We start from the raw sequence: 23,053 nt of genomic DNA on the forward strand, positions 1-23,053 counted from the left end.
ACTAAAGATGGATACTATTTTGTATGTTATTTCATCAAAATAGCGTACTAAAAGCTTATTTCATTGACTGAAATGCGACGAAGAACGATACTCTCAACGTTTTAATTTAAGCAAATCGGTTCTAAGAGACTGGACCAAAAGTTCGGTGCTCTGTAACTCAATCCAAAGCAAGGGGCTATATATGGCTGGTGGAAAGTCAACTATCATCTACACACTGACCGACGAGGCGCCATTACTGGCGACTTACTCACTACTGCCGATCATTGAGACCTTTACTAAGCCTGCTGGTGTTGAGATTGTAAAAACTGACATCTCAGTTGCAGCACGCGTGCTCGCTGAATTCTCTGAATACCTTAGCGAAGAGCAGAAAGTATCAGACAATCTTGCAGAATTAGGTCGTCTTACACAAGATCCAGACACAAACATCATCAAACTTCCAAACATCAGTGCATCTGTAGCTCAGTTGACTGCATGTATCAAAGAGCTTCAATCAAAAGGCTATGCAATTCCAGATTATCCTGAGAATCCTACGACTGAAGAAGAAAAAGCACTCAAAGCACGTTTTGGTAAATGCTTAGGTTCAGCAGTAAACCCTGTATTGCGTGAAGGGAACTCTGACCGTCGTGCCCCTGCTGCTGTTAAAAACTATGCGAAAAAACACCCACATTCTATGGGTGAGTGGAAACAGTGGTCACAAACTCACGTTTCTCACATGGATGAAGGTGACTTCTATCACGGCGAAAAGTCTATGACTTTAGATCGTCCTCGCAATGTGAAAATGGAACTGATCACGAATTCTGGTGAAACCATCGTTCTTAAAGAAAAAGTTGCACTGCAAGACGGCGAAATCATCGATTCTATGTTCATGAGCAAGAAAGCACTTTGCGACTTCTATGAAAAAGAATTAGATGATTGTAAAGAAGCGGGCATCTTGTTCTCTTTACACGTTAAAGCAACCATGATGAAAGTTTCACACCCGATCGTATTCGGTCACTGTGTGAAGATTTATTACAAGGAAGCGTTCGAAAAACACGGTAAACTGTTCGACGAACTAGGTATTAACGTAAACAACGGTATGGCTGGTCTTTACGAGAAGATCGAAACTTTACCGACTTCTTTACGTGAAGAGATCATCGAAGATCTACACGCATGTCAAGAACACCGTCCTGCTTTAGCAATGGTGGATTCAGCAAAAGGTATCACTAATTTCCATTCTCCAAACGACGTGATCGTAGATGCTTCTATGCCTGCAATGATCCGTGGTGGTGGTAAAATGTGGGGTGCTGACGGCAAGCCTTACGACTGTAAAGCAGTAATGCCTGAATCTACATTTGCACGTATTTACCAAGAAATGATCAACTTCTGTAAGTGGAATGGTAACTTTGACCCACGTACAATGGGTACTGTACCTAACGTTGGTCTAATGGCTCAAAAAGCTGAAGAATACGGTTCACACGACAAAACTTTCGAAATCGCGCAAGCTGGTGTTGCTAACATCACAGATATCGAAACTGGCGAAGTTTTAATGTCTCAAAACGTGGAAGAAGGTGATATCTGGCGTATGTGTCAGGTGAAAGATGCACCGATCCGCGACTGGGTAAAACTAGCTGTAACACGTGCACGTAACTCTGGTATGCCAGCAATCTTCTGGTTAGACCCATACCGTCCACACGAAAACGAATTGATCAAGAAAGTTCAAAAATACTTAAAAGATCACGATACAGATGGTCTAGACATCCAAATCATGTCTCAAGTACGTGCAATGCGTTACACACTTGAGCGTGTTGCTCGTGGTCTAGATACAATCTCTGTAACGGGTAACATTCTACGTGACTACCTCACAGACTTGTTCCCAATTATGGAGCTTGGTACTTCTGCGAAAATGCTGTCTATCGTGCCTTTAATGGCGGGTGGCGGTATGTACGAAACTGGTGCAGGTGGTTCAGCACCTAAACACGTACAACAACTTGTTGAAGAAAACCACTTACGTTGGGATTCTTTAGGTGAGTTCCTTGCACTCGCTGTTTCACTTGAAGAGCTTGGTATTAAAGAAAACAACCCTAAAGCTAAACTTCTTGCGAAAACATTGGATGCTGCAACTGGTAAATTACTTGACAACGACAAATCTCCATCACGTCGTACAGGTGAGTTAGACAACCGTGGTAGCCATTTCTATTTAGCGAAGTTCTGGGCTGAAGAATTAGCAGCTCAAGACGAAGATGCTGAATTAAAAGCGACATTCTCTACTTTAGCGAAGACTTTAGCTGAAAATGAAGAGAAGATCGTTGCCGAACTTGCAGAAGTTCAAGGTAAATCTGTTGATATCGGTGGTTACTACGCAATCGATCAAGAGAAAGTAAATGCAGTTATGCGTCCAAGTGCAACTTTAAATGCTGCTATTGCAAGCATCTAATAACACTTAAGTTGAACTGAATTTCAGTTTGGCGGATTAAAAAAGCTGGTACTTCGGTACCAGCTTTTTTTTGTTAAAATTTTTGTAAATAAAACACTGATTACGCCAAATTAGAGAGAGCTTAAGGGGAGGATCTAAAAAACTTTCATTCAATTTGCATGCATTTCTGATTACAATGCGTTTTAATTTATTTTTAACTTATCTAGCTGTTTGGATAAGTTCTGTAGGTGCCCGCATGGAAATCAAAGTCAATTATCTCGACAATCTTCGACAGGAAGCAAAGTTCGACGATTTCACGGTTATTGCCGATCAACCTATTCGTTATAAAGGTGATGGATCTGCACCAGGCCCATTTGACTATTTTCTTGCGTCTTCAGCATTATGTGCAGCTTATTTTGTAAAGGTGTATTGTGCTGCACGAGATATTCCTACAGAAAATATTCGATTATCCCAAAATAATATTGTTGATCCAGAAAACCGTTATAAACAAATTTTTAAAATTCAAGTCGAATTACCCTCAAATATCTCTGAGAAGGATCGACAAGGTATTTTGCGTTCAATCGACCGTTGCACTGTAAAAAAAGTCATTCAAACAGGTCCTGAATTTGTAATTGAGGAAGTTGAAAGCATTGATGCGGATGCTCAAGCTTTACTTATGCCAAATATTGCCAAGGAAAATGTGACTGTTATTCCGGGCAAAGATTTACCGCTTGAAGAAACGATTGCCAACATGTCTTCAATTTTGGCGGGTTTAGGGATGAAGATTGAAATTGCGTCTTGGCGGAATATAGTGCCAAACGTATGGTCTTTACATATTCGCGATGCACAAGCGCCAATGTGCTTTACCAATGGTAAAGGTTCAACGAAAGAGAGTGCTTTAGCGTCTGCATTAGGCGAGTTTATTGAACGTTTGAATTGTAATTTCTTCTATAACGACCAATTTTGGGGTGAAGAAATCGCAAATGCTGAATTTGTGCATTACCCGGATGAAAAGTGGTTCCAACCAGGTCCAAATGGTGAATTGCCATCAGAAATTTTAGATGAATATACACTTGAAATTTACGATCCTGAAGATGAGTTATTAGGCACACATCTGTACGACACAAATTCTGGCAATACTGAGAGAGGTATTTGTTCGTTACCATTTGTGCGCCAGTCAGACGGTGAGATTGTATATTTCCCTTCAAATTTGATTGAAAATTTGTATCTGTCAAATGGTATGAGCGCAGGAAATACCTTGGCTGAAGCACAAGTACAATGTTTATCTGAAATATTTGAGCGTGCGGTTAAGCGCGAAATTTTAGAGGGTGAAATTACCCTGCCAGATGTACCTGAACATGTTCTAGCAAAGTACCCAAAAATAGTTGAGGGTATTAAGGGGCTTGAGGAGCAAGGTTTTCCAGTGCTGGTCAAAGATGCTTCATTAGGTGGGAAATTCCCAGTCATGTGCGTGACATTAATGAATCCAAGAACGGGTGGCGTTTTTGCATCATTCGGGGCTCATCCAAACTTTGAAGTTGCATTAGAACGCAGCCTAACAGAGCTTTTACAAGGTCGTAGTTTTGAAGGTTTAAATGACTTACCACGTCCTACTTTCAATAGCCATGCACTGACAGAACCAAATAACTTTGTGGAACACTTTATTGATTCATCGGGTGTTGTGTCTTGGAGATTCTTCAGTTCGAAATCTGATTATGATTTCGTAGAGTGGGATTTCACCAGTCAAGGTGAAAATACAAACGCTGAAGAAGCTGAAAAGATGTTCAATATCCTAAAAGAGATGGGTAAAGAAGTTTACATGGCTGTATACCAACATTTAGGTGCAACTGCATGCCGAATTCTGGTGCCAGGATATTCTGAGGTGTATTTGGTTGAAGATCTGGTTTGGGATAATACCAATAAAGCTTTAGCTTTTAGAGAAGATATTCTTAATATACATCGTTTGGATAATGAACAGCTCGAAGCTTTGCTTGATAAACTTGAAGAAGTTGAAGTGGATGACTATACCGATATTATTACCTTGATTGGTGTTGAATTTGACGATAATACGGTGTGGGGTCAGTTAACTATTCTTGAATTAAAATTATTGATTAACTTAGCTTTGGAAAATTTCGAAGAAGCGAAAGACCAAGTAGAACAGTTCTTACAATACAACACCAATACTGTAGAGCGCGGTTTATTCTATCAATGCATGGATGTCGTTTTAGAAGTATTGTTAGATGAAGAAATGGAAATTGAAGACTATGAACCGAATTTTAGACGTATGTTCGGTGATGAGAGAGTTGATGCTGCAATAGGCTCAATCGAAGGTGATGTGCGTTTTTATGGATTGACGCCAACCAATATGCAACTTGAAGGTCTCGATCGTCATTTAAAACTTATTGAGAGCTATAAGAAGCTTCATGCTGCCAGAGCACGTTTTGTTTCTCAACAAAACTGATCGAATGAAAGGCCACTATGAAGAGTGGCCTTTTTATTTTAAAGATCAGCAAATCGATGCATCTAGTTAGGGTGCTCAATTTTTTATCATAAAATGAAGTTGTTATGAAAAGTACTGATAGTATTTATTAAAAATATTAATTTATTGATATTTAAGGGAAATAATTCTATTTAACTAGTATTATTAGCTAAATGCATTATCATAGTGCATGACGAGTTAACTTAAGGCGAGCATTATGAATTTCTTGAAAAAAAAGAATAAAGCAAGTTTCGTTTTCTTTATTATTACTGCGTATTCCTGTTTGGGCTTTGGATTAGGTTACCTAATTTGGGAATACCTCCAAATGAAATAATGTTCATATTGATCGGTAAGAGTGCAAATTTAGAAAGTATTCACTGTTAGCAAGCTTAATTTACTCTACCATTTAAAATTAAATGATCTAAAAATCATCAGTGATTTTTTAAGGGGTATATTTAAATTTATATTTTTTAACGTGATTTAAATAAAGATTAAATTTTAGCGTTTTATAACCTATGACTGTGTATTCAGCCCTTCAAATTCAGTCTATGTTATAATTAAAAATATATCCCGATAGATCGAATTGTCTAGCGACTGTTCAATTGATAGATCATCATATCAAAGCTGCTTTATTGCAGCTTTTTTAATTGTGCTTCAATTTATCGGAAATTTCATTTTGGTACGTTTATTGAATGCGTCATCTGAGCTACATTTGCCAATGAATCATTGAATAAATGATCTAAATAATTTTTACGAATCGCTCGATCTTAAGCAGGGGCTCGACAATGACAAATCCAAATTCTTCAGCGGGTTTGCTTGAACGCTTATTTAAACTAAGCGAAAACAAAACAACTTTTCGAACTGAAATTATTGCAGGGATGACGACATTCCTGACAATGTGCTACATCATCATTGTCAATCCAATGATTCTGTCTGAAACAGGAATGGATCATGGTGCGGTATTTGTTGCGACATGTTTGGCAGCAGCAATTGGTTGTTTTGTCATGGGTATTATTGCCAATTACCCAATCGCATTGGCTCCGGGTATGGGCTTAAATGCATATTTCACCTATTCGGTATGTTTAGGAATGGGTGTGCCTTGGCAAACCGCTTTAGCTGCGGTATTTGTGTCTGGTCTGGTCTTCATCGCGATCAGTATGTTTAAAATTCGTGAAGCTATCGTGAATGCTATTCCAATGTCTTTAAAATTGGCTATTGGTGGTGGTATTGGCTTATTCCTAGCATTAATCGCTTTGAAAAATGCTGGCATCATTGTGGATAATCCTGCGACTCTAGTGGGTTTAGGTGATTTAAAACAACCAACCGTTCTCTTAGCCTTATTCGGTTTCTTGATGGTTGTTGTTATGCATCACTTCAAAATACGTGGTGCGATTATCATTAGTATTTTAGTGCTGACTGCAATCTCAACATTCCTAGGATTGAGTGAATTTAAAGGCGTGGTTGGTCAAATTCCTTCAATTGCACCAACATTCATGCAAATGGATTTTGAAGGCTTATTTACCGCAAGTTTAATCGGTGTAATTTTTGTGTTCTTCTTAGTTGATCTTTTTGATTCAACAGGAACGCTGGTTGGTGTTTCACATCGTGCTGGTTTACTCAAAGATGGTAAATTGCCACGCTTGAAGAAAGCTCTGTTTGCAGACTCTTCCGCGATTGTTGCTGGTGCTGCATTAGGTACATCATCAACGACACCATATATTGAGTCTTCTGCGGGTGTAGCAGCAGGGGGCCGTACAGGTCTTACAGCTGTAGTAGTTGGTTTACTTTTTATTGCTTGTTTGTTCTTAGCACCGTTGGCTCAATCTGTTCCTGGGTTTGCAACTGCACCAGCCTTACTCTTTGTAGGGGTATTGATGATTCAGGGTATTACGCATATTGATTGGGATGATATTACTGAAGCGGTTCCTGCTTTCTTAACGATCGTGTTTATGCCGTTCACTTACTCAATCGCTGATGGTATTGCCATGGGCTTTATCAGTTATGCGTTGGTGAAGTTACTTACAGGTAAAGCATCTACAGTACCATATATGGTATGGATTATCGCAGTATTATGGGCGCTAAAATTTGCAATGTTTGGCGGCTAATTTTTAACAGTTTTTAAAAGGGTGTAAACTCAGTTTGCACCCTTTTTATTTTTTGGTTTCATGAGGAGTAGCAATGAACCGTGTTGAGTTAATTAAAGCTTTACCTAAAGCTGAGCTTCATGTCCATATTGAAGGGACATTTGAACCTGAGTTGATGTTTGCCATTGCTCAGCGCAATGAAATTGCAATCCCATATCAATCAGTTGAAGAAGTCAAACAGGCTTATAATTTTCACAATCTGCAATCATTTCTAGATATTTACTATGCAGGTGCAAATGTATTGATTAATGAGCAAGATTTTTATGATCTTGCATGGGCATATTTTGAAAAATGTGCAGAAGATCGAGTGGTTCATACTGAAATGTTTTTTGATCCGCAAACGCATACGGATCGTGGTGTGTCATTTGAAACGGTAATTAAAGGCTTAAAACGAGCTTGCCACGATGCTGAGGAAAAATTAGGCATCACAACGCATTTGATTATGTGTTTCTTACGCCATTTGAGTGAAGAGGCCGCATTTGAAACACTTGAACAAGCGTTACCTTACAAAGACCAAATTATTGGGGTAGGGTTAGATTCAAGTGAAGTTGGGCATCCACCTTCTAAATTTGAAAGGGTATTTGCAAAAGCACGTGATGAAGGATTTTTGGTTGTTGCTCATGCAGGTGAAGAAGGTCCAGCAGAATATGTTTGGGAAGCTTTGGATGTACTTAAAGTGAATCGTATTGATCACGGCGTACGCTCTGAAGAAGATCCAAAGTTGTTGGAGCGTTTGATTGCTGAAAAAATGCCTTTAACGGTTTGTCCATTATCAAATTTAAAGCTTTGTGTTGTAGATGATATGGCAGATCATAATATTCGCCGTTTGTTACAGCAGGGTGTGCATGTAACCGTCAATTCAGATGATCCATCTTATTTCGGTGGTTATATGAATGATAACTTTATTGCGATTGCTGAGGCCTTAGATTTAACAAATCATGAATTAAAGCAACTCGCTATAAATTCATTTGAAGCATCGTTTATTTCCGATGTGCAAAAACAAAAGTGGAAAGATAAAATTCTCGCAATTTAAAACAGTTAAACTTATTTATGTAAAATACTGGAAGGTGGGGGCAAAATCCCACCTTTGGTTTAATATGCTTTAAACAATAGAGCCGAATGTGATGTTAAAATTGAAGTCTTTGTTTTGCCTGAGTCTGCTAATGTTGCCCGTAGTTATCGCGAATGCAAATACGACATTGACACAGCGTATATTAAAGCCTGTCATCCAGTATCAATGTGAGCGTGAAGTCAATCATTCAAAAATATGGAAAATAACGACACATTTAATGAATGAAGAAAACAAAAAGAAATTAAAATTAGAAACCTGTGATTGTGTATCAAATCATGCTTTAAAAGATATTCCGGCTCAGGAACTTGCCAAAGCAACAGTTAACGAAGATATCAAGCAAGAAGTCATTCGAAAAGCCATGTTGAATAGCCTAAAAGCATGTGTGATTAGCTCTAAATCTAACTCAGAAATTTAGAGCCGTACTCAATCAATCTTTAGGTTGTTTGGTCATGCTGTCTAAGACATGATCTTTATCTATAAAGTGATGCTTTAATGCCGCAGCAATATGTCCGAGTAAAAGTAAACCTGCAGCCCAAGAAATCCAAATATGTAGTGGTTTTACAATTTCAGTTACTTGAGGATTCTCACCTATTAAAGCAGGTAGATCAAATAAGAATAATACTGGTGCAGGATAGCCGAGACTCCAACTCCATAAGCAACCCGTAATTGGTAAAGCCAGAAGCATAAAATAAAGTCCAAGATGCCCTAAATGTGCAAGTCTTTTCATGAGGGGAGACATTGTCTCTGGTAACTCAGGTGCAGGATGGGTGTAACGCCAAAAGATACGAACCACGACCAGAAAAATAATGGTGGTTGCAATATTTTTGTGAAGCGTGATGACGTCACCTTTGAAGCTACCATCTACTTCATAACTTAAAAAATTGCCGCTATAAAAGCCGATCGTCCACGCCGTGATAAAAATAATCGCCATGACCCAATGCAAGACTTGAGCTGTGCGTGTGTAATATTTGGATTTATTATTCATGATATAAACTTATGATTGAATTTCGCACATCATAATTTAAGCATAAATTATTTATAAGTATTGAAATGAGACACAGTGTTGAAAATATGCAACGGAATGCGACTTATAACTGAGCATATAGTCGGGAAATTCAAAAAATCTATTTCTTCGTGAGGTGACATTAGGCAAAATAGCTCAATTCGTAAGATCATAAGGACAACACTGTGAAAAAATTAATTGCTTTACTCGCACCAATGACATTGGTGCTCGGAGCTTGTGCTACAGGTACAACAGGGACATCATCACCTGCCGCAAATACCACTCAACAGTTGGGTTCGGCTGCACTTAAAATTGCGATCAATGCAAAATGCACAACTGAATTGAACAATATTTCTGCTTGGAAAACTGCAACGAAATTAATGACTGCAGAGCAGAAAGAAAATATCCAAGGTGAAATTTGTGGATGTGTAAGTGAAAAAGCTCCTCAAAGCGTAACTACGGTTGATTTGGCTACAGCAGCGATTGATCCAACAGCACGTGCAACAATCGTCAGCAATATCGTGACTAAAACTATTAATGAATGTGTAGCTGAAGCTGTACGTTAATTTCAAAGATACATGAATAGGCTGATTATGATCGGCCTATTTTTTTAAGGATAAATTAGGAAAATGATGTTGATTGCTGGTGCTGATGAAGCAGGGCGCGGTCCACTGGTGGGATCGGTCGTTGCGGCTGCTGTAATTTTGGATCCTAACAATCCGATTCTTGGGTTAAATGATTCTAAAAAACTCAGTGAAAAGAAACGTGAAAAATTATTTATAGAGATCAAAGAAAAAGCACTAGCTTGGGCTATCGCTGAAGCGAGTCATCAAGAAATTGATGAACTCAATATATTGAATGCTTCGTTGTTGGCAATGCGTCGTGCCGTTGAACAATTGACTGTGCAACCACAACATGTATTGGTTGATGGTAATAAAATTCCCCAAGGATTGAGTATGAGTTGTGATGCTGTAGTTGGAGGAGATGCATTACATCCAGAAATTTCTGCTGCCAGTATCCTGGCTAAGGTGACACGTGATCATCAAATGTTAGAACTTGATGCTAAATATCCTCAGTTTGGTTTTGCAAAACATAAAGGCTACCCGACCAAAGCTCATTTTGAAGCTATTGCACAGTTTGGCGTGGTTGAAGAGCACAGGCGTAGTTTTGGTCCAGTACGTAAATCATTGGGACTTTAAACAGCTTAAACACCAAAAATTTAAAGCGGCTAAATTTAGCCGCTTTAGTCACAAAATCATTTCTAATCAACGATTGAAATCATTTTGAGTGTAATTCTCTTCTTCGTAAGAAGGTTGGTAATCTTGGTCAAGATGTTGCAAGTGCTCATGCATCGCACGTTCATGCTGAATTCGTTGATAGATTTCTTCACGATGTACAGATACTTCTTTAGGCGCATTCACACCAATTCGCACTTGGTTACCTTTTACACCAAGTACAGTGACACTGACTTGATCCCCAATCATTAATGTTTCACCAACACGACGGGTGAGAATCAGCATGTTTATCTCCTTGCTTAAACGCTAAACCTGCGATAGTTTTTTCAAAAAGTGAAAATAACAACCTCGGCACCACGAAATATTTTAATAGATAAATGCGACGAATTTAACCATTCGCACAGGACTATTGAAATTATCCCATAAACCTCTAGACCTAATATAACAGAGCCACTATAGGAAAAACTATAGTGGCTCTGAATATTTCTTCATCAAGTATGCATTGTTTCTGCTAACTCATGGCAGAAAATTAAGCACGTGCGCTAGACTCACCATGTTCGCGGTCAAGACCAAACGCAGTGTGAAGTGAGCGAACAGCAAGCTCTAAATAATTTTCTTCAATAATAACAGAGATTTTGATTTCAGAAGTTGAAATCATCAGGATATTGATGCCTTCATCAGCAAGTGCTGTAAACATTTTACTTGCAACACCAGCATGAGAGCGCATACCAACACCTACGATAGATACTTTTACAATATCATCACGTGTTGCAACTTCACGAGCACCGATTGCTTGAGCAGTTTCTTCAAGAATTTTTTTAGCTTTAGCAAGTTCGCCACGATTGACTGTGAATGTGAAGTCAGTTGTACCATCTTCTTCAACGTTTTGGATGATCATATCCACTTCGATATTAGCATCACCAATCGGTTTTAAAATTTTAGATGCAATACCAGGAAGATCAGGCACACCTAAGATAGTTAATTTAGCTTCGTCACGGTTAAATGCGATACCAGAGATAATTGGCTGTTCCATGTTGTCTTCCAATTCAGTAGTGATAAGTGTTCCGACGTTGTTTTTAAATTCTTCGTCAAATGCGCCATCATTTTCATTGTCGAAGCTAGAGAGTACGCGTAAAGGGACTTGATATTTACCCGCGAACTCAACAGAACGGATCTGTAAAACTTTAGAACCAAGAGAAGCCATTTCAAGCATTTCTTCAAAAGAAATACGATCAACTTTCTTCGCTTTTGGTGCAACACGTGGATCTGTTGTATATACACCATCCACATCTGTATAAATTTGGCATTCATCCGCTTTGAGTGCAGCTGCTAATGCAACACCAGAAGTATCAGAACCACCACGACCCAAAGTTGTTGTGTTTCCATTAGCATCAAAACCTTGGAAACCTGCAACAACGATGACACGACCAGCATCCAATTGTTCAGTCATGACATCTGTATCAATTGATTCAATACGTGCTTTTGTGAATGAGCTGTCAGTTTTAATACCAACTTGGCGTCCAGTCAAAGATTTCGCTTCCACACCGATAGAATTCAGTGCCATTGCTAACATTGAAATCGTTACCTGTTCACCCGTTGAAACCATTTGGTCTAATTCTCGTGGGTCAGGGGTGTCGGTAATGGCTTTCGCTAAAGCGAGTAGGCGATTAGTTTCACCACTCATTGCTGATACAACAACCACAACCTTGTGGCCGTGATCATGCCAACGCTTTACACGACGAGCAACATTTAAAATGCGCTCAGGAGTACCCATTGAAGTACCGCCATATTTTTGAACGATTAATGCCATAGTTGTTCCATATAAACCATGACCTTGAAGAGTTGTTCAAGGTCAGTTACACAAAAGGTGAAGTTTTATTTTGCAGCTAGCCAAGCAGTTAATTCTGCCATGACAGAAGCAAACTTCTCGTTAAGTGGCGCGCCACCTTGTGCCAAATCAGGCTTACCACCACCTTTACCACCTAGCTCAGTTGCTAAGTGTTTGATGATGTCACCTGCTTTTATAGAAGCTGTGAAGTCTTTAGCTACAGATGCGATCAAGCTCACCTTGTCACCCTCTACACCTGCAAGGACAATCACAGCATTTTCTAATTTTGATTTCACGCCGTCGTGTAGATTGCGAAGTGATTTCGCATCCATACCTTGAACAGTCGTGATTAACGTTTTGCGACCTGCAATTTCCTTAACTTGGCTAAGTAGTTCACCCGCCTGTAAATGTGCAAGTTTTTGATTCAATTGATCGATTTGCTTTTGTAAGCTTGATGCTGTGTCCGCTAAGGCTTCAACTTTCTCAATCGTTTGATCTTTTTGTGCTTTCAATAAGCCATTAATCGTGTTGATGTCTCGATCAGCTTTTTGAGCCACCTCAATTGCTTTCGAACCTGTAACTGCTTCAATACGACGTACACCTGCAGCAACACCGCCTTCAGAAGTGATTTTGAACAGACCAATGTCACCTGTACGTTTTACGTGAATGCCGCCACAAAGTTCGATCGAGAAGTTTTTCTCTTCAATGATTGAACCCATAGAAAGTACGCGAACTTCTTCGCCATATTTCTCACCAAACAACATCATCGCGCCTTTAGCTTTTGCAGATTCGATGTCAAGGAGTTCGGTTGTTACAGGCGTATTGGCAATCACTTCAGCATTTACCAGACGTTCAATTTCTTGAATCTGTTCAAATGTCACGGGTTGATCATTGGCAAAGTCGAAACGTAACACGTCAGAAGCAACCAATGAACCTTTTTGTTGAACATGTGAACCCAAGATTTGACGAAGTGCAGCATGTAGAAGGTGAGTCGCAGAGTGGTTACGTGCTGTTGCTGCACGGATGTCTGCTTTAACTGTTGCTTCTACATTTTGAGTAACTTTAAAGTTACCCATGGTCACGATACCTTGGTGAACGAACGCACCACCAGATTTTTTCGTGTCTTGAACTTCGAAAATACCTGTATCGTTTTTAAAGATACCTGTATCACCGATTTGACCACCGCTTTCTGCATAGAAAGGTGTTTGGTTTAGAACGATTAAAGCTTCATCACCTTCAACGACTTCATCAACTTGTTCGCCATCTTTATAGATTGCGATGATTTGACCCTCACCAGCAGTTGCATCGTAGCCGTCAAACTGAGTTTCGCCTTCAACTTTTACAACGCTGTTGTAGTCGATTGCGAATTTACCCGCATCACGTGCACGTTGACGTTGAGCAGCCATTTCTTTTTCAAAACCAGCTTCGTCAATGGTTAAATCACGTTCACGTGCGATATCCGCTGTAAGGTCAGTTGGGAAGCCGTACGTGTCGTAAAGTTTGAAGACCACTTCGCCCGGAATGACAGAACCTTTTAAGTTAGCAAGTTCGCCTTCTAGCAATTTCAAACCTTGTTCTAAGGTTTTAGCGAATTGCTCTTCTTCTTTTAGAAGTTGTGCTTCGATACGTGCTTGGTTTGCCGCAAGTTCTGGATATGCAGCACCCATCACCTCGGTTAAAGGCTTTAACATTTTGTGGAAGAATGAACCTGTCGCACCCAACTTGTTACCATGACGAACTGCACGACGGATGATACGACGTAGAACGTAGCCACGCCCTTCATTTGATGGGTTTACGCCATCAGCGATTAGGAATGAGCACGAACGTGCATGGTCGGCAACGACTTTAAGTGATGCTGGGTATTCAACTGGTTTGCCTTCCGCTTGCGCTTTCGCTTCAAGTTCAGCAGTATCTAAACCAATAATTTCAGCTGCAGCTTTTAATAGGTGTTGGAATAGATCAATTTCGTAGTTTGAGTTGACGTGTTGTAAAACAGCAGAAATACGCTCTAGGCCCATACCTGTATCGACAGACGGAGCAGGAAGCGGATGGAGTACGCCATCAGCAGTACGGTTAAACTGCATGAATACGTTGTTCCAAATTTCGATGAAGCGGTCGCCATCTTCTTCAGGTGTGCCTGGTAAGCCGCCCCAAATGTGATCGCCATGGTCATAGAAAATTTCAGAACATGGACCACAAGGACCTGTATCGCCCATTGCCCAGAAGTTATCTGAAGCGTATTGACCGCCTTTGTTGTCGCCGATACGGATAATGCGAGACTCATCTAGACCGATTTCTTTGTTCCAGATGTCGAATGCTTCATCATCAGTGTGATAAACCGTTGCATATAATTTGTCTTTAGGTAGACCTAACCATTTTTCATTGGTTAAGAAATCCCAAGCGAATTTAATCGCGTCACGTTTAAAGTAATCTCCGAAAGAGAAGTTACCTAACATTTCAAAAAACGTATGGTGACGAGCTGTGTAGCCCACGTTATCTAAGTCGTTATGTTTACCGCCAGCACGAACACATTTTTGTGATGACACTGCACGTACATAATCTCGTTTTTCTAGGCCTAAGAAGCAATCTTTGAACTGGTTCATACCAGCATTTGTAAAGAGCAAAGTTGGGTCGTTGGCAGGAACTAGAGAACTCGACGCGACACGTGTGTGGCCTTGCGATTCAAAGTAACGCAAAAATGCTTCACGAATTTCAGCTGATGTCATAAAACGAGTACTCACAACCAAGTCACTCCATTAATTCTGTATTGGCAAATAATATGTCTGGGAAATAAAGTGCGAATTCACAAAAAAATTCACCCCAGCATACCGGGCTAAAAGTTTAAAAACGCCAAATTATAACGGAATTTGCCACCTGTACCAATGATTTTAAAGTGTTTTAATGACAATTCTCTTTAATTTTAATTTTGATTTTAGGTGAAATTTTAATCATTATTGGTGTTGAGATCATTATCAAATGCTTAAGCAGTGTATCTCGCACGAAGATCAATCAAAAATATTGAGTAGTCATAAGACCATTATTTATTACTGAATATTTTAGAAATACTTTAACATAGAGCTTTCAAGAACTTGTATTAAAGAGTTGAAGGTTACATATGCAGCGTATCGCAATTAATGGATTTGGACGAATCGGGCGAAATGTTTTAAGAGCTTGGTTTGAAAATCCAAAACAATTCAATTTTGAAATCGTTGCGATTAATGATGTGGCTGATGTAGAAACTTTAATTCATTTATTTAAATATGACACCACACATGGAAGATTTCATGGGGAAGTGGAGTTGAGTTATGTTGCAGAGCAAGTATTTCTCAATATTCATGCCTATCAAAAAAAATTAACTATTGAAGTCCACTGTCAAACAGAACCTGATCAACTGCCATGGAAGCGTTTAAACGTTGATGTTGTTTTAGAGTGTACTGGTTTATTTAGATCTCGAGCAGAAGCGACACGTCATCTCAATGCTGGTGCTCAACGTGTGATAATTGGGGCTGCACCTTTTGATACGGTTGATGCTGCAATTGTGTACGGGGTAAATCATAAAGAGGTTAAAACTACAGATCAGATTATTTCGAGTGTTTCATGTACGACACAAGCATTGGTTCCTCTGGTCAAAATTATTGACGATGCCTTTGGCATAGAAAGTGCGTTAATGACAGAAATTCATGCTGTTACAGCGGATCAATCCGTTTTAGATCATGTTCACCGCGATTTACGTCGTGCGAGGGCATCTGGGCAAAACATTATTCCAACGACTTCATCTGCTCTAGGTGCAATCAAACGTGTCATGCCAAAAATGGAAGGGCGAATAGACGGTTACTCAATTCGTGTTCCTACCATTAATGTGGCAGCTATTGATTTGACATTTATAGCGCAACAGCCAATTACAGACCATCAGTTAAATGAAGCGTTAATTTCAGCAGCACGAGAGCAATTTTCGGAAATTATGTCGGTAACAGATGAGCCTTTAGTATCATCTGACTTTAATCATTCTCCGTTTTCACTCATTGTAGATTTAACTCAAACCATGGTGGTCGGGAAGCAAGCTAAAGTCTATGCTTGGTATGATAATGAATGGGGATATGCGAATCGTTTACTGGATTTATGTCATTCATTTCCAGATCAGTCATGAAACTGAAATGCTGTGTCTTTTATAAAGGCTTATGTCTATAACATAGATCAACTGCTAGTGCGTTCAGAATTACCAATCGAAGCTTATGAATAATCTAAAATTCCGATTTAATTATTTAAAAGTCTGATGCACATGGGGGTTGATCGTGATAGACTAGGAGAAATCGGGTGTGTTCCCGATTTTTTTATGCGGATTTGTTCCGCGCTGACAGAATTTAGGTTTACAACATGCCCATTTCAGAGACATGGTTATTACCTGATGGTGTAGCTGATGTATTACCAGAGCAAGCGCAAGTTATTGAAACTTTGCGTCGTACCGCGTTAGATTTCCTCGCAGCTCGAGGTTATCAATTGGTGTACACGCCATTTATTGAATACATCGAATCTCTATCTTCTCTTTCAGAATCGAATCAAGATTTAGACTTAGCCACATTTAAAGTAATCGATCAACTTTCAGGTCGTTTACTTGGTGTGCGTGCAGATATGACGCCTCAGGTGGCGCGTATTGATGCACACGTGTATCCAGTTGAAGGTGTTGCACGCTATTGCTACGCTGGAACGGTACTTCATACCAAACCACAAGGTTTCAATACCACACGTGCGCCTTTACAGCTCGGTGCTGAGTTGTTTGGTTCAGACAATATCGATGCTGACGTCGAAATGATCGATGTTATGTTGGAATTATTAAAAAATACAGGTGTAACTGAGGCGATCCATTTAGATATTGGACACGTTGGTCTATTCCGTAGCTTAGTTAAACATGCAGGATTGAACAAAGCTACAGAGTCGCATCTATCTGATTTATATCAGCGTAAAGCATTGCCAGAACTTGCTGAATATACGCAACAACTTAAATTCGGATCTGATTTTTATGCGCTTGGTCGTTATGCAAGTGATTTAGTCGCTTTAAAATCACATTTAAGCCAAGAAATCTTAGAAGATTCGGCATTCCAAGAAGCATTTAATGCAGTTCAAAGCACACAAGATGCGATTCAGCAACGTTGGCCAAATCTGCATATTGGTATCGATGTAGTAGAGCTTCGTTCATATCACTATCACACTGGCTTAATGTATGCAGTGTATGCACCAAATCGTGCTGCGCCATTAGCTCAAGGTGGACGTTATGATGGTATTGGTGAGCATTTTGGTCGTGCACGTCCAGCAACTGGCTTTTCATGTGACTTATACGCTTTAAGCGCTGGTCAATTTAAAGCATTGGAAGTGATCGTTGCACCTAAGGGAAATAATGCTGACCTAGTCAAAGCAATTCAAGGATTACGTGATCAAGGCAAAAGCGTTGTGCAGTTGCTTGGTCAAGATGAGTTGAATTCAGTACCTAACGCGACTCACCAATTGGTGAATCAAGCGGGTGAGTGGAAACTCGAAAAGATTTAATCACCTGATTTGAATACTAAATTTCAAATCATGTTCTTCAATTTTAACAGCATGATGCAATGAGGCTATTATGGGCAAGAATGTTGTGGTACTTGGTACCCAATGGGGCGACGAAGGTAAAGGTAAAATCGTTGACCTGCTCACAGATCAAGCGGCTGCAGTTGTTCGCTATCAAGGTGGACACAATGCAGGTCATACTCTCGTCGTAGGTGGTAAGAAAACTGTTTTACACCTCATTCCATCTGGTATTTTACGTGAAAACGTACTTTGCTTAATTGGTAACGGTGTAGTGCTTTCTCCTGAAGCGTTAATCAAAGAGATGACGATTCTTGAAGAGCAAGGTGTGCCAGTTAAAGAACGTTTACGTATTTCTCCAAACTGTCCATTAATTTTGCCAAACCATATTGCATTAGACCAAGCACGTGAGAAAAAACGTGGGAATGCCAAGATTGGTACAACAGGTCGTGGTATTGGTCCAGCGTACGAGGATAAAGTTGCACGTCGTGCGGTTCGTGTCGCTGATTTAGTGCGTGGTGGTGATCATCTTAAAGCATTGCTTGAAGAGTTACTTGAATACCATAACTTCCAATTAACACAATTCTACGGTGTAGAAGCGGTTAAGCTTGAAGACGTGCTTGCGTTATGTGATCAATGGCGTGAAGTTGTTGCTCCACTGGTTGTTGATGTTACTGGCGAATTGCATAAATATCGTAAGAACGGTGACAACATCATGTTTGAAGGTGCTCAAGGCTCACTTCTTGATGTTGACCATGGTACTTATCCATACGTAACATCTTCAAATACGACTGCTGGTGGTGTGAGTTCTGGTTCTGGTCTTGGTCCATTACACCTTGACTATGTATTGGGTATTACCAAAGCTTATACAACTCGCGTAGGTGCAGGTCCATTCCCAACTGAGTTGGTTTATGATGCTGCAAACGATGTTGGTGATGCAATTGGTAAGCACCTTGGTACTGTAGGTTCAGAATTTGGCGCATCTACTGGTCGCCAACGTCGCTGTGGTTGGTTCGATGCTGAAATCCTTCGTCGTTCAGTAGAAGTAAACTCACTTTCGGGTATTTGCTTGACTAAACTTGACGTTCTTGATGGTTTAGAAGAAATCAAAATCTGTGTAGGTTATGAAGCTGCAGATTCGGGCTGCGTAGGTTCTTCTGATGCACTTGCATTTGAAACTTTAAAACCAATTTACGAAACAATGCCTGGTTGGACTGAGTCTACTTTTGGTGCTAAATCTTTAGACCAATTGCCAGAAGCAGCAATCAACTATATTAAGCGACTTGAACAGTTAATCGAATGTCCAATCGACATCGTATCAACTGGTCCAGACCGTGATGAAACGATTATTCTTCGTCACCCGTTTGAAGCTTAATTAAAAGTTTTAAAAAAGCCCTGTGATATCACAGGGCTTTTTTTGATCTAAACAACGACCAAAGTTGTATAAAAATTGGCTGTGCTGAATTTTAGAGATTGTTAAAATCGAATGTATAAAATAATAGAGTGTGCAGGATGCATAAAAATATTTCTGGAACAATGTTTTATTCGTTGTTATTTGCAATGGGGGGGGCACCCACCATTGCGATGATGATAATTCGATCTCAAACAGTAGCCGAAGATGTGGTCTACCAAGTCTTTATTGGGCTGTCGATTATGATCGCTTGCATATTGGTCCCTATTATTTTAATTCAGAACACCTATTTATTTTTTAAACGTAAAGATGAGAAGCTTGAAACTCGTTTAAAACCGTGGAGTCAAACCTATCTCGTGCTTAATATTTTTTGTTTGGTCTTTTGGATCAGCTATCAATTTGTTTACTAAATTACATAACAAATAAAAAAGTGAAGAAAAATGAGATATTAAGCTTAGTTGAGTTTGTCTATAATTATGAACAAGTACTTTCAAGTAGATTGGAACATTATAATGAAGAACAAATTATTGCTCGGTCTTACGGCATCTGCGGTAATCTCGATTTCAGGGTGTACAACATTTGCGGATATGGCGGGTGCGGACTCAGCGACATTAAATGCAGCTGCTGCACAAAGTTACTCGCAAGCCATTGATACAGCTCGCAGCAAGGGTCTATTGGATACAAGCTCAAATACCTATAAGCGTATTACGAATGTATACAATCGTTTGCGTCCATATGCTGATCAAATGAATCAAACGGGTCAGCCATTCCAATGGCAGGTATCTGTAATTAAATCAAGTGAATTAAATGCTTCTGTCATGCCGGGTGGTAAAGTTGTTTTTTATACAGGTATTGTGGAACGTTTAAATTTAACAGATGCTGAAATTGCGGCCATCATGGGACATGAAATGATCCATGCTTTGGAAGAGCATGCAAAAAGTAAATTGGGTGCTCAAGCTTTAACTGACTTGGCTTTAGGTGTTGGTTTAAGTGCAGCTGGGGTAGGTCAAGGTGGCGCAGCAGTTGCACAAATTGGTTCTCAACTGGGTGTAGGGTTGCCTTATTCACGTAACTTGGAGAGCCGTGCTGATCAGGGTGGATTAATGTTAATGGCTCGAGCTGGTTATAACCCACAAGCAGCGATTACATTATGGGAGAAAATGGCTAAAGCAAGTAATGGTGGCAATGCATCTTTCTTATCAACACACCCTTCAAATGCTCAACGAATTGAGGCGATGCGTAAAAACTTACCTGCAGCTCAAGCGATTTATAACCATAGTCGCCGTTAAAAGAATAAAGCTAAAAAAGGATGCGTTAGCATCCTTTTTTTTATATTTACCACTTAGTAAATTGTTATCACAGTATGGCTTTGATTCAAATGTATTGAAATCGAATTTATTAGACACTTAAGGTGCTGGATTTGGCTGTTGTTTATGGATGATCTCAATTTCCTGAAGTATTTCTTCTGACAATGACACATTAAAAGCATCAATATTTTCTTTGAGTTGATTTAAATCGGTTGCACCAATGATTGTGCTGGTCACGAAGAACTGCTGCTTAATGAAAGCTAACGCCAATTGCGTTAATGTCAGTCCATGTTTTTCTGCTAAGAGGGCGTATTGTTCAGTTGCCCATTCACTTTCAGGATTACTATAACGCACAAATCTAGAGTATAAGGTGACTCTGGCATTTGCAGGTCTCGCACCATGTCTAAATTTTCCTGTTAAATAGCCAAAAGCGAGCGGTGAATAGGCCAGTAAACCGATGCCTTCAAATTTAGCAATCTCCGACATGCCGATTTCATAGGTACGATTTAATAAGTTATAGGGGTTTTGTACAGAAACAAATTTAGACAGCCCTAACTTTTCAGCTAAATGTAGAAATTTCATGGTTCCCCATGGTGTCTCATTGGAGAGTCCGATATAACGAATTCTACCTCTATTAATTTCCGCTTGAAGGGCAGATAAGGTTTCCTCGAGTGGTGTGATATCTAGTGTACTGTGAGCATGGTGATTGGTATAACCCAATTGACCAAACATATTGGTTGGGCGTTGAGGCCAATGCAGCTGATAAAGATCAATATAGTCAGTTTTTAAGCGTCTAAGATTTGAGTCTAAGGCTGAGCTGATGTCGCTGGCAGTATAGCGAGTTGTGCCGCCTCTAATATTGCTACCACCTTGGCCTGGACCTGCAATTTTTGAAGCAAGAAAAAGTTGATCACGTTGGCCGCGCTGCTGAATCCAATTGCCGATAATTTCTTCCGTCGCGCCTTGAGTTTCGACTTTAGGTGGTACTGGGTACATCTCTGCAGTATCCCAAAAATTTAACCCCCGCTCGAGTGCATATTCCAGTTGTTGGAAAGCCTCGGACTGGCTATTTTGCTCACCAAAGGTCATTGTTCCTAAACAAATTTCGGGAACGTGTATATCTGTTTGCCCAAGTCGATTAAATTTCATGCTCAACATCCTTGCTGTATTTTTTAAGTTGATATATTGAAATCATACCTAATCTAAGATTCAAAACGTATGTAAAATAAATTCGAAAGTTTTCAGAAAAAAGGCAATAAAAAAGCAAATCGTCAGATTTGCTTTTTTGAATGTAGATCAGATGAAAATTTATTCATCATCATTGTTGTCAAAGTCTTCTTCAACAGAATTTACTGCTTCTAATGATGAATCAAAAATTAAGATAGCTTTACCATCAGTTTCAATCATGCCTTGTTCTTCAAGTGTTTTAAGAACACGACCAACCATTTCACGTGAACAACCTACAATACGACCAATTTCTTGACGAGTAATACGAATTTGGCGTCCATTTGGAAGAATCATTGCTTCAGGTTGAGCTGACAAGTCGATTAAACAACGTGCAATACGACCCGATACATCAATAAATGCTAGGTCAGTTACTTTTCGAGTTGTATTTTTTAAGCGACGAACGAGCTGTGCGAACACCGCATAGCTAAGATCTGGATACTGCTTACTTACTTCATGGAAGTTAGCATATGAAATTTCAGCAATCTCACATACATCACGTGTACGTACTTCTGCAGTACGGTGAGGATTACTTTCAAATAATCCCATCTCTCCAAAAAAGTCCCCTGGGTTTAAATAGGCTACCACAATTTCACGTTCATCATCTTCACGTAAAATAATTGAAACCGACCCTTTTAAAATTAGATACAGAGATTTCGACTCTGAGCCCGCATCAATAATTGAAGTTCGTTTTGGAAATCTATTGATGTGCGCACGCTTGAGCAAAGCTTTGACAGATTCAGGTAATTGACCTGGCGACAAAGCATCTGTACTAAGTTGTGAAAAATTAGAAGTCATGCTTTTTAAATTCCGATTTGGATAGTAACTAGATCTTTAGACCTAAATAAACTTGCCACGTGAAGCATAAGAGGTGAAATTCCTTATCAGCTCAATATATGCTAGTGTACAGTCCTAAGTAAATTTATAGTTTTTTTTAGGTAGTTGCAATGCATACTAGCGTACATTGGTTAGAGAATGTTGCTTTTGAAGCAAAATCTGAAAGCGGTCACCAAATTATCATGGATGGTGCTGAAGCTTACGGTGGTGAAAACCGTGGTCCACGTCCGATGGAACTCATTTTAATGGGGCTTGGTGGGTGTGCTTCGTTTGATATTGTGACTATATTAAAAAAATCTAGACAAGATGTGATGGGTGTTCAATGTCAGTTGAAAGCCGAGAGGGCAGACACAATTCCTGCGGTTTTCACGAAGATACATTTGCATTTTGTGGTTACAGGAAAAGCAGTTAAAGAAAAGCAAGTTGCTAAAGCGGTTGAGCTATCTGCAGAAAAATATTGCTCAGCAAGTAAAATGCTTTCAGATGGCGGTGTTGAAATTACACATGATTTTGAAATCATTGAAGCCGAAGCTTGATTTTATCGAGTTGAAAAAAGCAACCTTAA

20 protein-coding genes are annotated in these 23,053 nt (G+C 39.6%); 14 read left to right on the forward strand and 6 right to left on the reverse strand.

Annotated features, from left to right (window positions below; genetic code table 11):
* Nucleotides 1-181: 181 nt before the first annotated feature.
* From FTV32_RS00710 to FTV32_RS00735, 6 genes are all read left to right on the forward strand, one after another.
* Nucleotides 182-2,413 (forward strand): NADP-dependent isocitrate dehydrogenase, encoded by a 2,232-nt coding sequence (locus tag FTV32_RS00710; RefSeq protein ID WP_180027575.1) that lies wholly within the window; start codon nt 182-184, stop codon nt 2,411-2,413.
* A 235-nt stretch (nt 2,414-2,648) separates the two neighbouring features.
* Nucleotides 2,649-4,853: an OsmC domain/YcaO domain-containing protein gene (locus FTV32_RS00715; protein WP_180027576.1), complete on the forward strand. Its 2,205-nt coding sequence runs from the start codon at nt 2,649-2,651 to the stop codon at nt 4,851-4,853.
* 235 nt (nt 4,854-5,088) lie between these two features.
* Nucleotides 5,089-5,205, forward strand: a complete 117-nt coding sequence (locus FTV32_RS00720; RefSeq protein WP_092766106.1) for a hypothetical protein — start codon at nt 5,089-5,091, stop codon at nt 5,203-5,205.
* 451 nt (nt 5,206-5,656) lie between these two features.
* Nucleotides 5,657-6,976, forward strand: coding sequence for an NCS2 family permease (locus FTV32_RS00725; RefSeq protein ID WP_180027577.1), 1,320 nt, complete (start codon nt 5,657-5,659; stop codon nt 6,974-6,976).
* Between the two features lie 73 nt (nt 6,977-7,049).
* Nucleotides 7,050-8,048 (forward strand): adenosine deaminase, encoded by a 999-nt coding sequence (locus FTV32_RS00730; protein WP_180027578.1) that lies wholly within the window; start codon nt 7,050-7,052, stop codon nt 8,046-8,048.
* A 130-nt stretch (nt 8,049-8,178) separates the two neighbouring features.
* Nucleotides 8,179-8,502 carry a hypothetical protein gene (locus FTV32_RS00735; RefSeq protein WP_257227564.1) on the forward strand — a complete coding sequence of 108 codons (324 nt, stop codon included), beginning with the start codon at nt 8,179-8,181 and terminating at the stop codon, nt 8,500-8,502.
* A 12-nt stretch (nt 8,503-8,514) separates the two neighbouring features.
* On the opposite strand, the gene FTV32_RS00740 is transcribed toward FTV32_RS00735, so the two are convergent.
* Nucleotides 8,515-9,072: a cytochrome b gene (locus FTV32_RS00740; protein WP_180027579.1), complete on the reverse strand. Its 558-nt coding sequence runs from the start codon at nt 9,070-9,072 to the stop codon at nt 8,515-8,517.
* 203 nt (nt 9,073-9,275) lie between these two features.
* On the opposite strand from FTV32_RS00740, the gene FTV32_RS00745 reads away from it, so the two are divergent.
* Complete coding sequence (locus tag FTV32_RS00745) at nt 9,276-9,656, forward strand: hypothetical protein (RefSeq protein ID WP_180027580.1); 381 nt, start codon at nt 9,276-9,278, stop codon at nt 9,654-9,656.
* Between the two features lie 66 nt (nt 9,657-9,722).
* On the forward strand, nt 9,723-10,289 hold the full coding sequence (gene rnhB / locus FTV32_RS00750; RefSeq protein ID WP_180027870.1) for a ribonuclease HII: 567 nt from the start codon (nt 9,723-9,725) through the stop codon (nt 10,287-10,289).
* A gap of 66 nt (nt 10,290-10,355) precedes the next feature.
* Here rnhB and csrA read toward each other — a convergent pair whose 3' ends face one another.
* The 3 genes from csrA to alaS form a co-directional block, all read right to left on the reverse strand.
* Nucleotides 10,356-10,610: a carbon storage regulator CsrA gene (gene csrA, locus FTV32_RS00755; RefSeq protein WP_035265869.1), complete on the reverse strand. Its 255-nt coding sequence runs from the start codon at nt 10,608-10,610 to the stop codon at nt 10,356-10,358.
* Between the two features lie 244 nt (nt 10,611-10,854).
* A complete protein-coding gene (locus FTV32_RS00760) occupies nt 10,855-12,135 on the reverse strand; it encodes an aspartate kinase (protein WP_092766113.1) in 1,281 nt (426 codons plus the stop codon).
* Nucleotides 12,136-12,200: 65 nt separating this feature from the next.
* A complete protein-coding gene (alaS, locus tag FTV32_RS00765) occupies nt 12,201-14,894 on the reverse strand; it encodes an alanine--tRNA ligase (protein WP_180027581.1) in 2,694 nt (897 codons plus the stop codon).
* 374 nt (nt 14,895-15,268) lie between these two features.
* Here alaS and gap point away from each other — a divergent pair, with 374 nt between their 5' ends.
* The 5 genes from gap (at nt 15,269) to FTV32_RS00790 (ending at nt 20,409) form a co-directional block, all read left to right on the forward strand.
* Nucleotides 15,269-16,300: a type I glyceraldehyde-3-phosphate dehydrogenase gene (gene gap / locus FTV32_RS00770; protein WP_180027582.1), complete on the forward strand. Its 1,032-nt coding sequence runs from the start codon at nt 15,269-15,271 to the stop codon at nt 16,298-16,300.
* A gap of 227 nt (nt 16,301-16,527) precedes the next feature.
* Nucleotides 16,528-17,694, forward strand: coding sequence for an ATP phosphoribosyltransferase regulatory subunit (locus FTV32_RS00775; RefSeq protein WP_180027583.1), 1,167 nt, complete (start codon nt 16,528-16,530; stop codon nt 17,692-17,694).
* Nucleotides 17,695-17,764: 70 nt separating this feature from the next.
* Nucleotides 17,765-19,084 (forward strand): adenylosuccinate synthase, encoded by a 1,320-nt coding sequence (locus tag FTV32_RS00780; RefSeq protein WP_035265875.1) that lies wholly within the window; start codon nt 17,765-17,767, stop codon nt 19,082-19,084.
* Between the two features lie 137 nt (nt 19,085-19,221).
* Nucleotides 19,222-19,530, forward strand: coding sequence for a hypothetical protein (locus tag FTV32_RS00785; protein ID WP_180027584.1), 309 nt, complete (start codon nt 19,222-19,224; stop codon nt 19,528-19,530).
* A 102-nt stretch (nt 19,531-19,632) separates the two neighbouring features.
* The gene (locus tag FTV32_RS00790; RefSeq protein ID WP_180027585.1) at nt 19,633-20,409 is read left to right on the forward strand and encodes a M48 family metallopeptidase; all 777 of its coding nucleotides are present in this window, start codon (nt 19,633-19,635) and stop codon (nt 20,407-20,409) included.
* Between the two features lie 117 nt (nt 20,410-20,526).
* Here FTV32_RS00790 and FTV32_RS00795 read toward each other — a convergent pair whose 3' ends face one another.
* Together FTV32_RS00795 and crp are read right to left on the reverse strand one after the other, a co-directional pair.
* Nucleotides 20,527-21,576: an NADP(H)-dependent aldo-keto reductase gene (locus tag FTV32_RS00795; protein ID WP_180027586.1), complete on the reverse strand. Its 1,050-nt coding sequence runs from the start codon at nt 21,574-21,576 to the stop codon at nt 20,527-20,529.
* Nucleotides 21,577-21,735: 159 nt separating this feature from the next.
* Nucleotides 21,736-22,449, reverse strand: coding sequence for a cAMP-activated global transcriptional regulator CRP (gene crp / locus FTV32_RS00800; protein ID WP_180027587.1), 714 nt, complete (start codon nt 22,447-22,449; stop codon nt 21,736-21,738).
* 149 nt (nt 22,450-22,598) lie between these two features.
* Here crp and FTV32_RS00805 point away from each other — a divergent pair, with 149 nt between their 5' ends.
* Nucleotides 22,599-23,024 (forward strand): OsmC family protein, encoded by a 426-nt coding sequence (locus tag FTV32_RS00805; protein WP_180027588.1) that lies wholly within the window; start codon nt 22,599-22,601, stop codon nt 23,022-23,024.
* Nucleotides 23,025-23,053: the final 29 nt, after the last annotated feature.

Origin of the sequence: Acinetobacter sp. YH16032 (assembly GCF_013417345.1) — a bacterium.
GTDB lineage: Bacteria > Pseudomonadota > Gammaproteobacteria > Pseudomonadales > Moraxellaceae > Acinetobacter.

Bases quoted from the DNA above. Each gene is read 5' to 3' on its own strand.
- crp (WP_180027587.1), bottom strand. From the start codon at position 22,449: ATGACTTCTAATTTTTCACAACTTAGTACAGATGCTTTGTCGCCAGGT.
- FTV32_RS00760 (WP_092766113.1), bottom strand. From the start codon at position 12,135: ATGGCATTAATCGTTCAAAAATATGGCGGTACTTCAATGGGTACTCCT.
- FTV32_RS00780 (WP_035265875.1), top strand. From the start codon at position 17,765: ATGGGCAAGAATGTTGTGGTACTTGGTACCCAATGGGGCGACGAAGGT.
- FTV32_RS00735 (WP_257227564.1), top strand. From the start codon at position 8,179: ATGTTGCCCGTAGTTATCGCGAATGCAAATACGACATTGACACAGCGT.
- csrA (WP_035265869.1), bottom strand. From the start codon at position 10,610: ATGCTGATTCTCACCCGTCGTGTTGGTGAAACATTAATGATTGGGGAT.
- FTV32_RS00775 (WP_180027583.1), top strand. From the start codon at position 16,528: ATGCCCATTTCAGAGACATGGTTATTACCTGATGGTGTAGCTGATGTA.
- FTV32_RS00785 (WP_180027584.1), top strand. From the start codon at position 19,222: ATGCATAAAAATATTTCTGGAACAATGTTTTATTCGTTGTTATTTGCA.
- FTV32_RS00740 (WP_180027579.1), bottom strand. From the start codon at position 9,072: ATGAATAATAAATCCAAATATTACACACGCACAGCTCAAGTCTTGCAT.
- FTV32_RS00790 (WP_180027585.1), top strand. From the start codon at position 19,633: ATGAAGAACAAATTATTGCTCGGTCTTACGGCATCTGCGGTAATCTCG.
- FTV32_RS00715 (WP_180027576.1), top strand. From the start codon at position 2,649: ATGGAAATCAAAGTCAATTATCTCGACAATCTTCGACAGGAAGCAAAG.
- FTV32_RS00725 (WP_180027577.1), top strand. From the start codon at position 5,657: ATGACAAATCCAAATTCTTCAGCGGGTTTGCTTGAACGCTTATTTAAA.
- gap (WP_180027582.1), top strand. From the start codon at position 15,269: ATGCAGCGTATCGCAATTAATGGATTTGGACGAATCGGGCGAAATGTT.
- rnhB (WP_180027870.1), top strand. From the start codon at position 9,723: ATGTTGATTGCTGGTGCTGATGAAGCAGGGCGCGGTCCACTGGTGGGA.
- FTV32_RS00805 (WP_180027588.1), top strand. From the start codon at position 22,599: ATGCATACTAGCGTACATTGGTTAGAGAATGTTGCTTTTGAAGCAAAA.
- FTV32_RS00720 (WP_092766106.1), top strand. From the start codon at position 5,089: ATGAATTTCTTGAAAAAAAAGAATAAAGCAAGTTTCGTTTTCTTTATT.
- FTV32_RS00710 (WP_180027575.1), top strand. From the start codon at position 182: ATGGCTGGTGGAAAGTCAACTATCATCTACACACTGACCGACGAGGCG.
- FTV32_RS00795 (WP_180027586.1), bottom strand. From the start codon at position 21,576: ATGAAATTTAATCGACTTGGGCAAACAGATATACACGTTCCCGAAATT.
- FTV32_RS00730 (WP_180027578.1), top strand. From the start codon at position 7,050: ATGAACCGTGTTGAGTTAATTAAAGCTTTACCTAAAGCTGAGCTTCAT.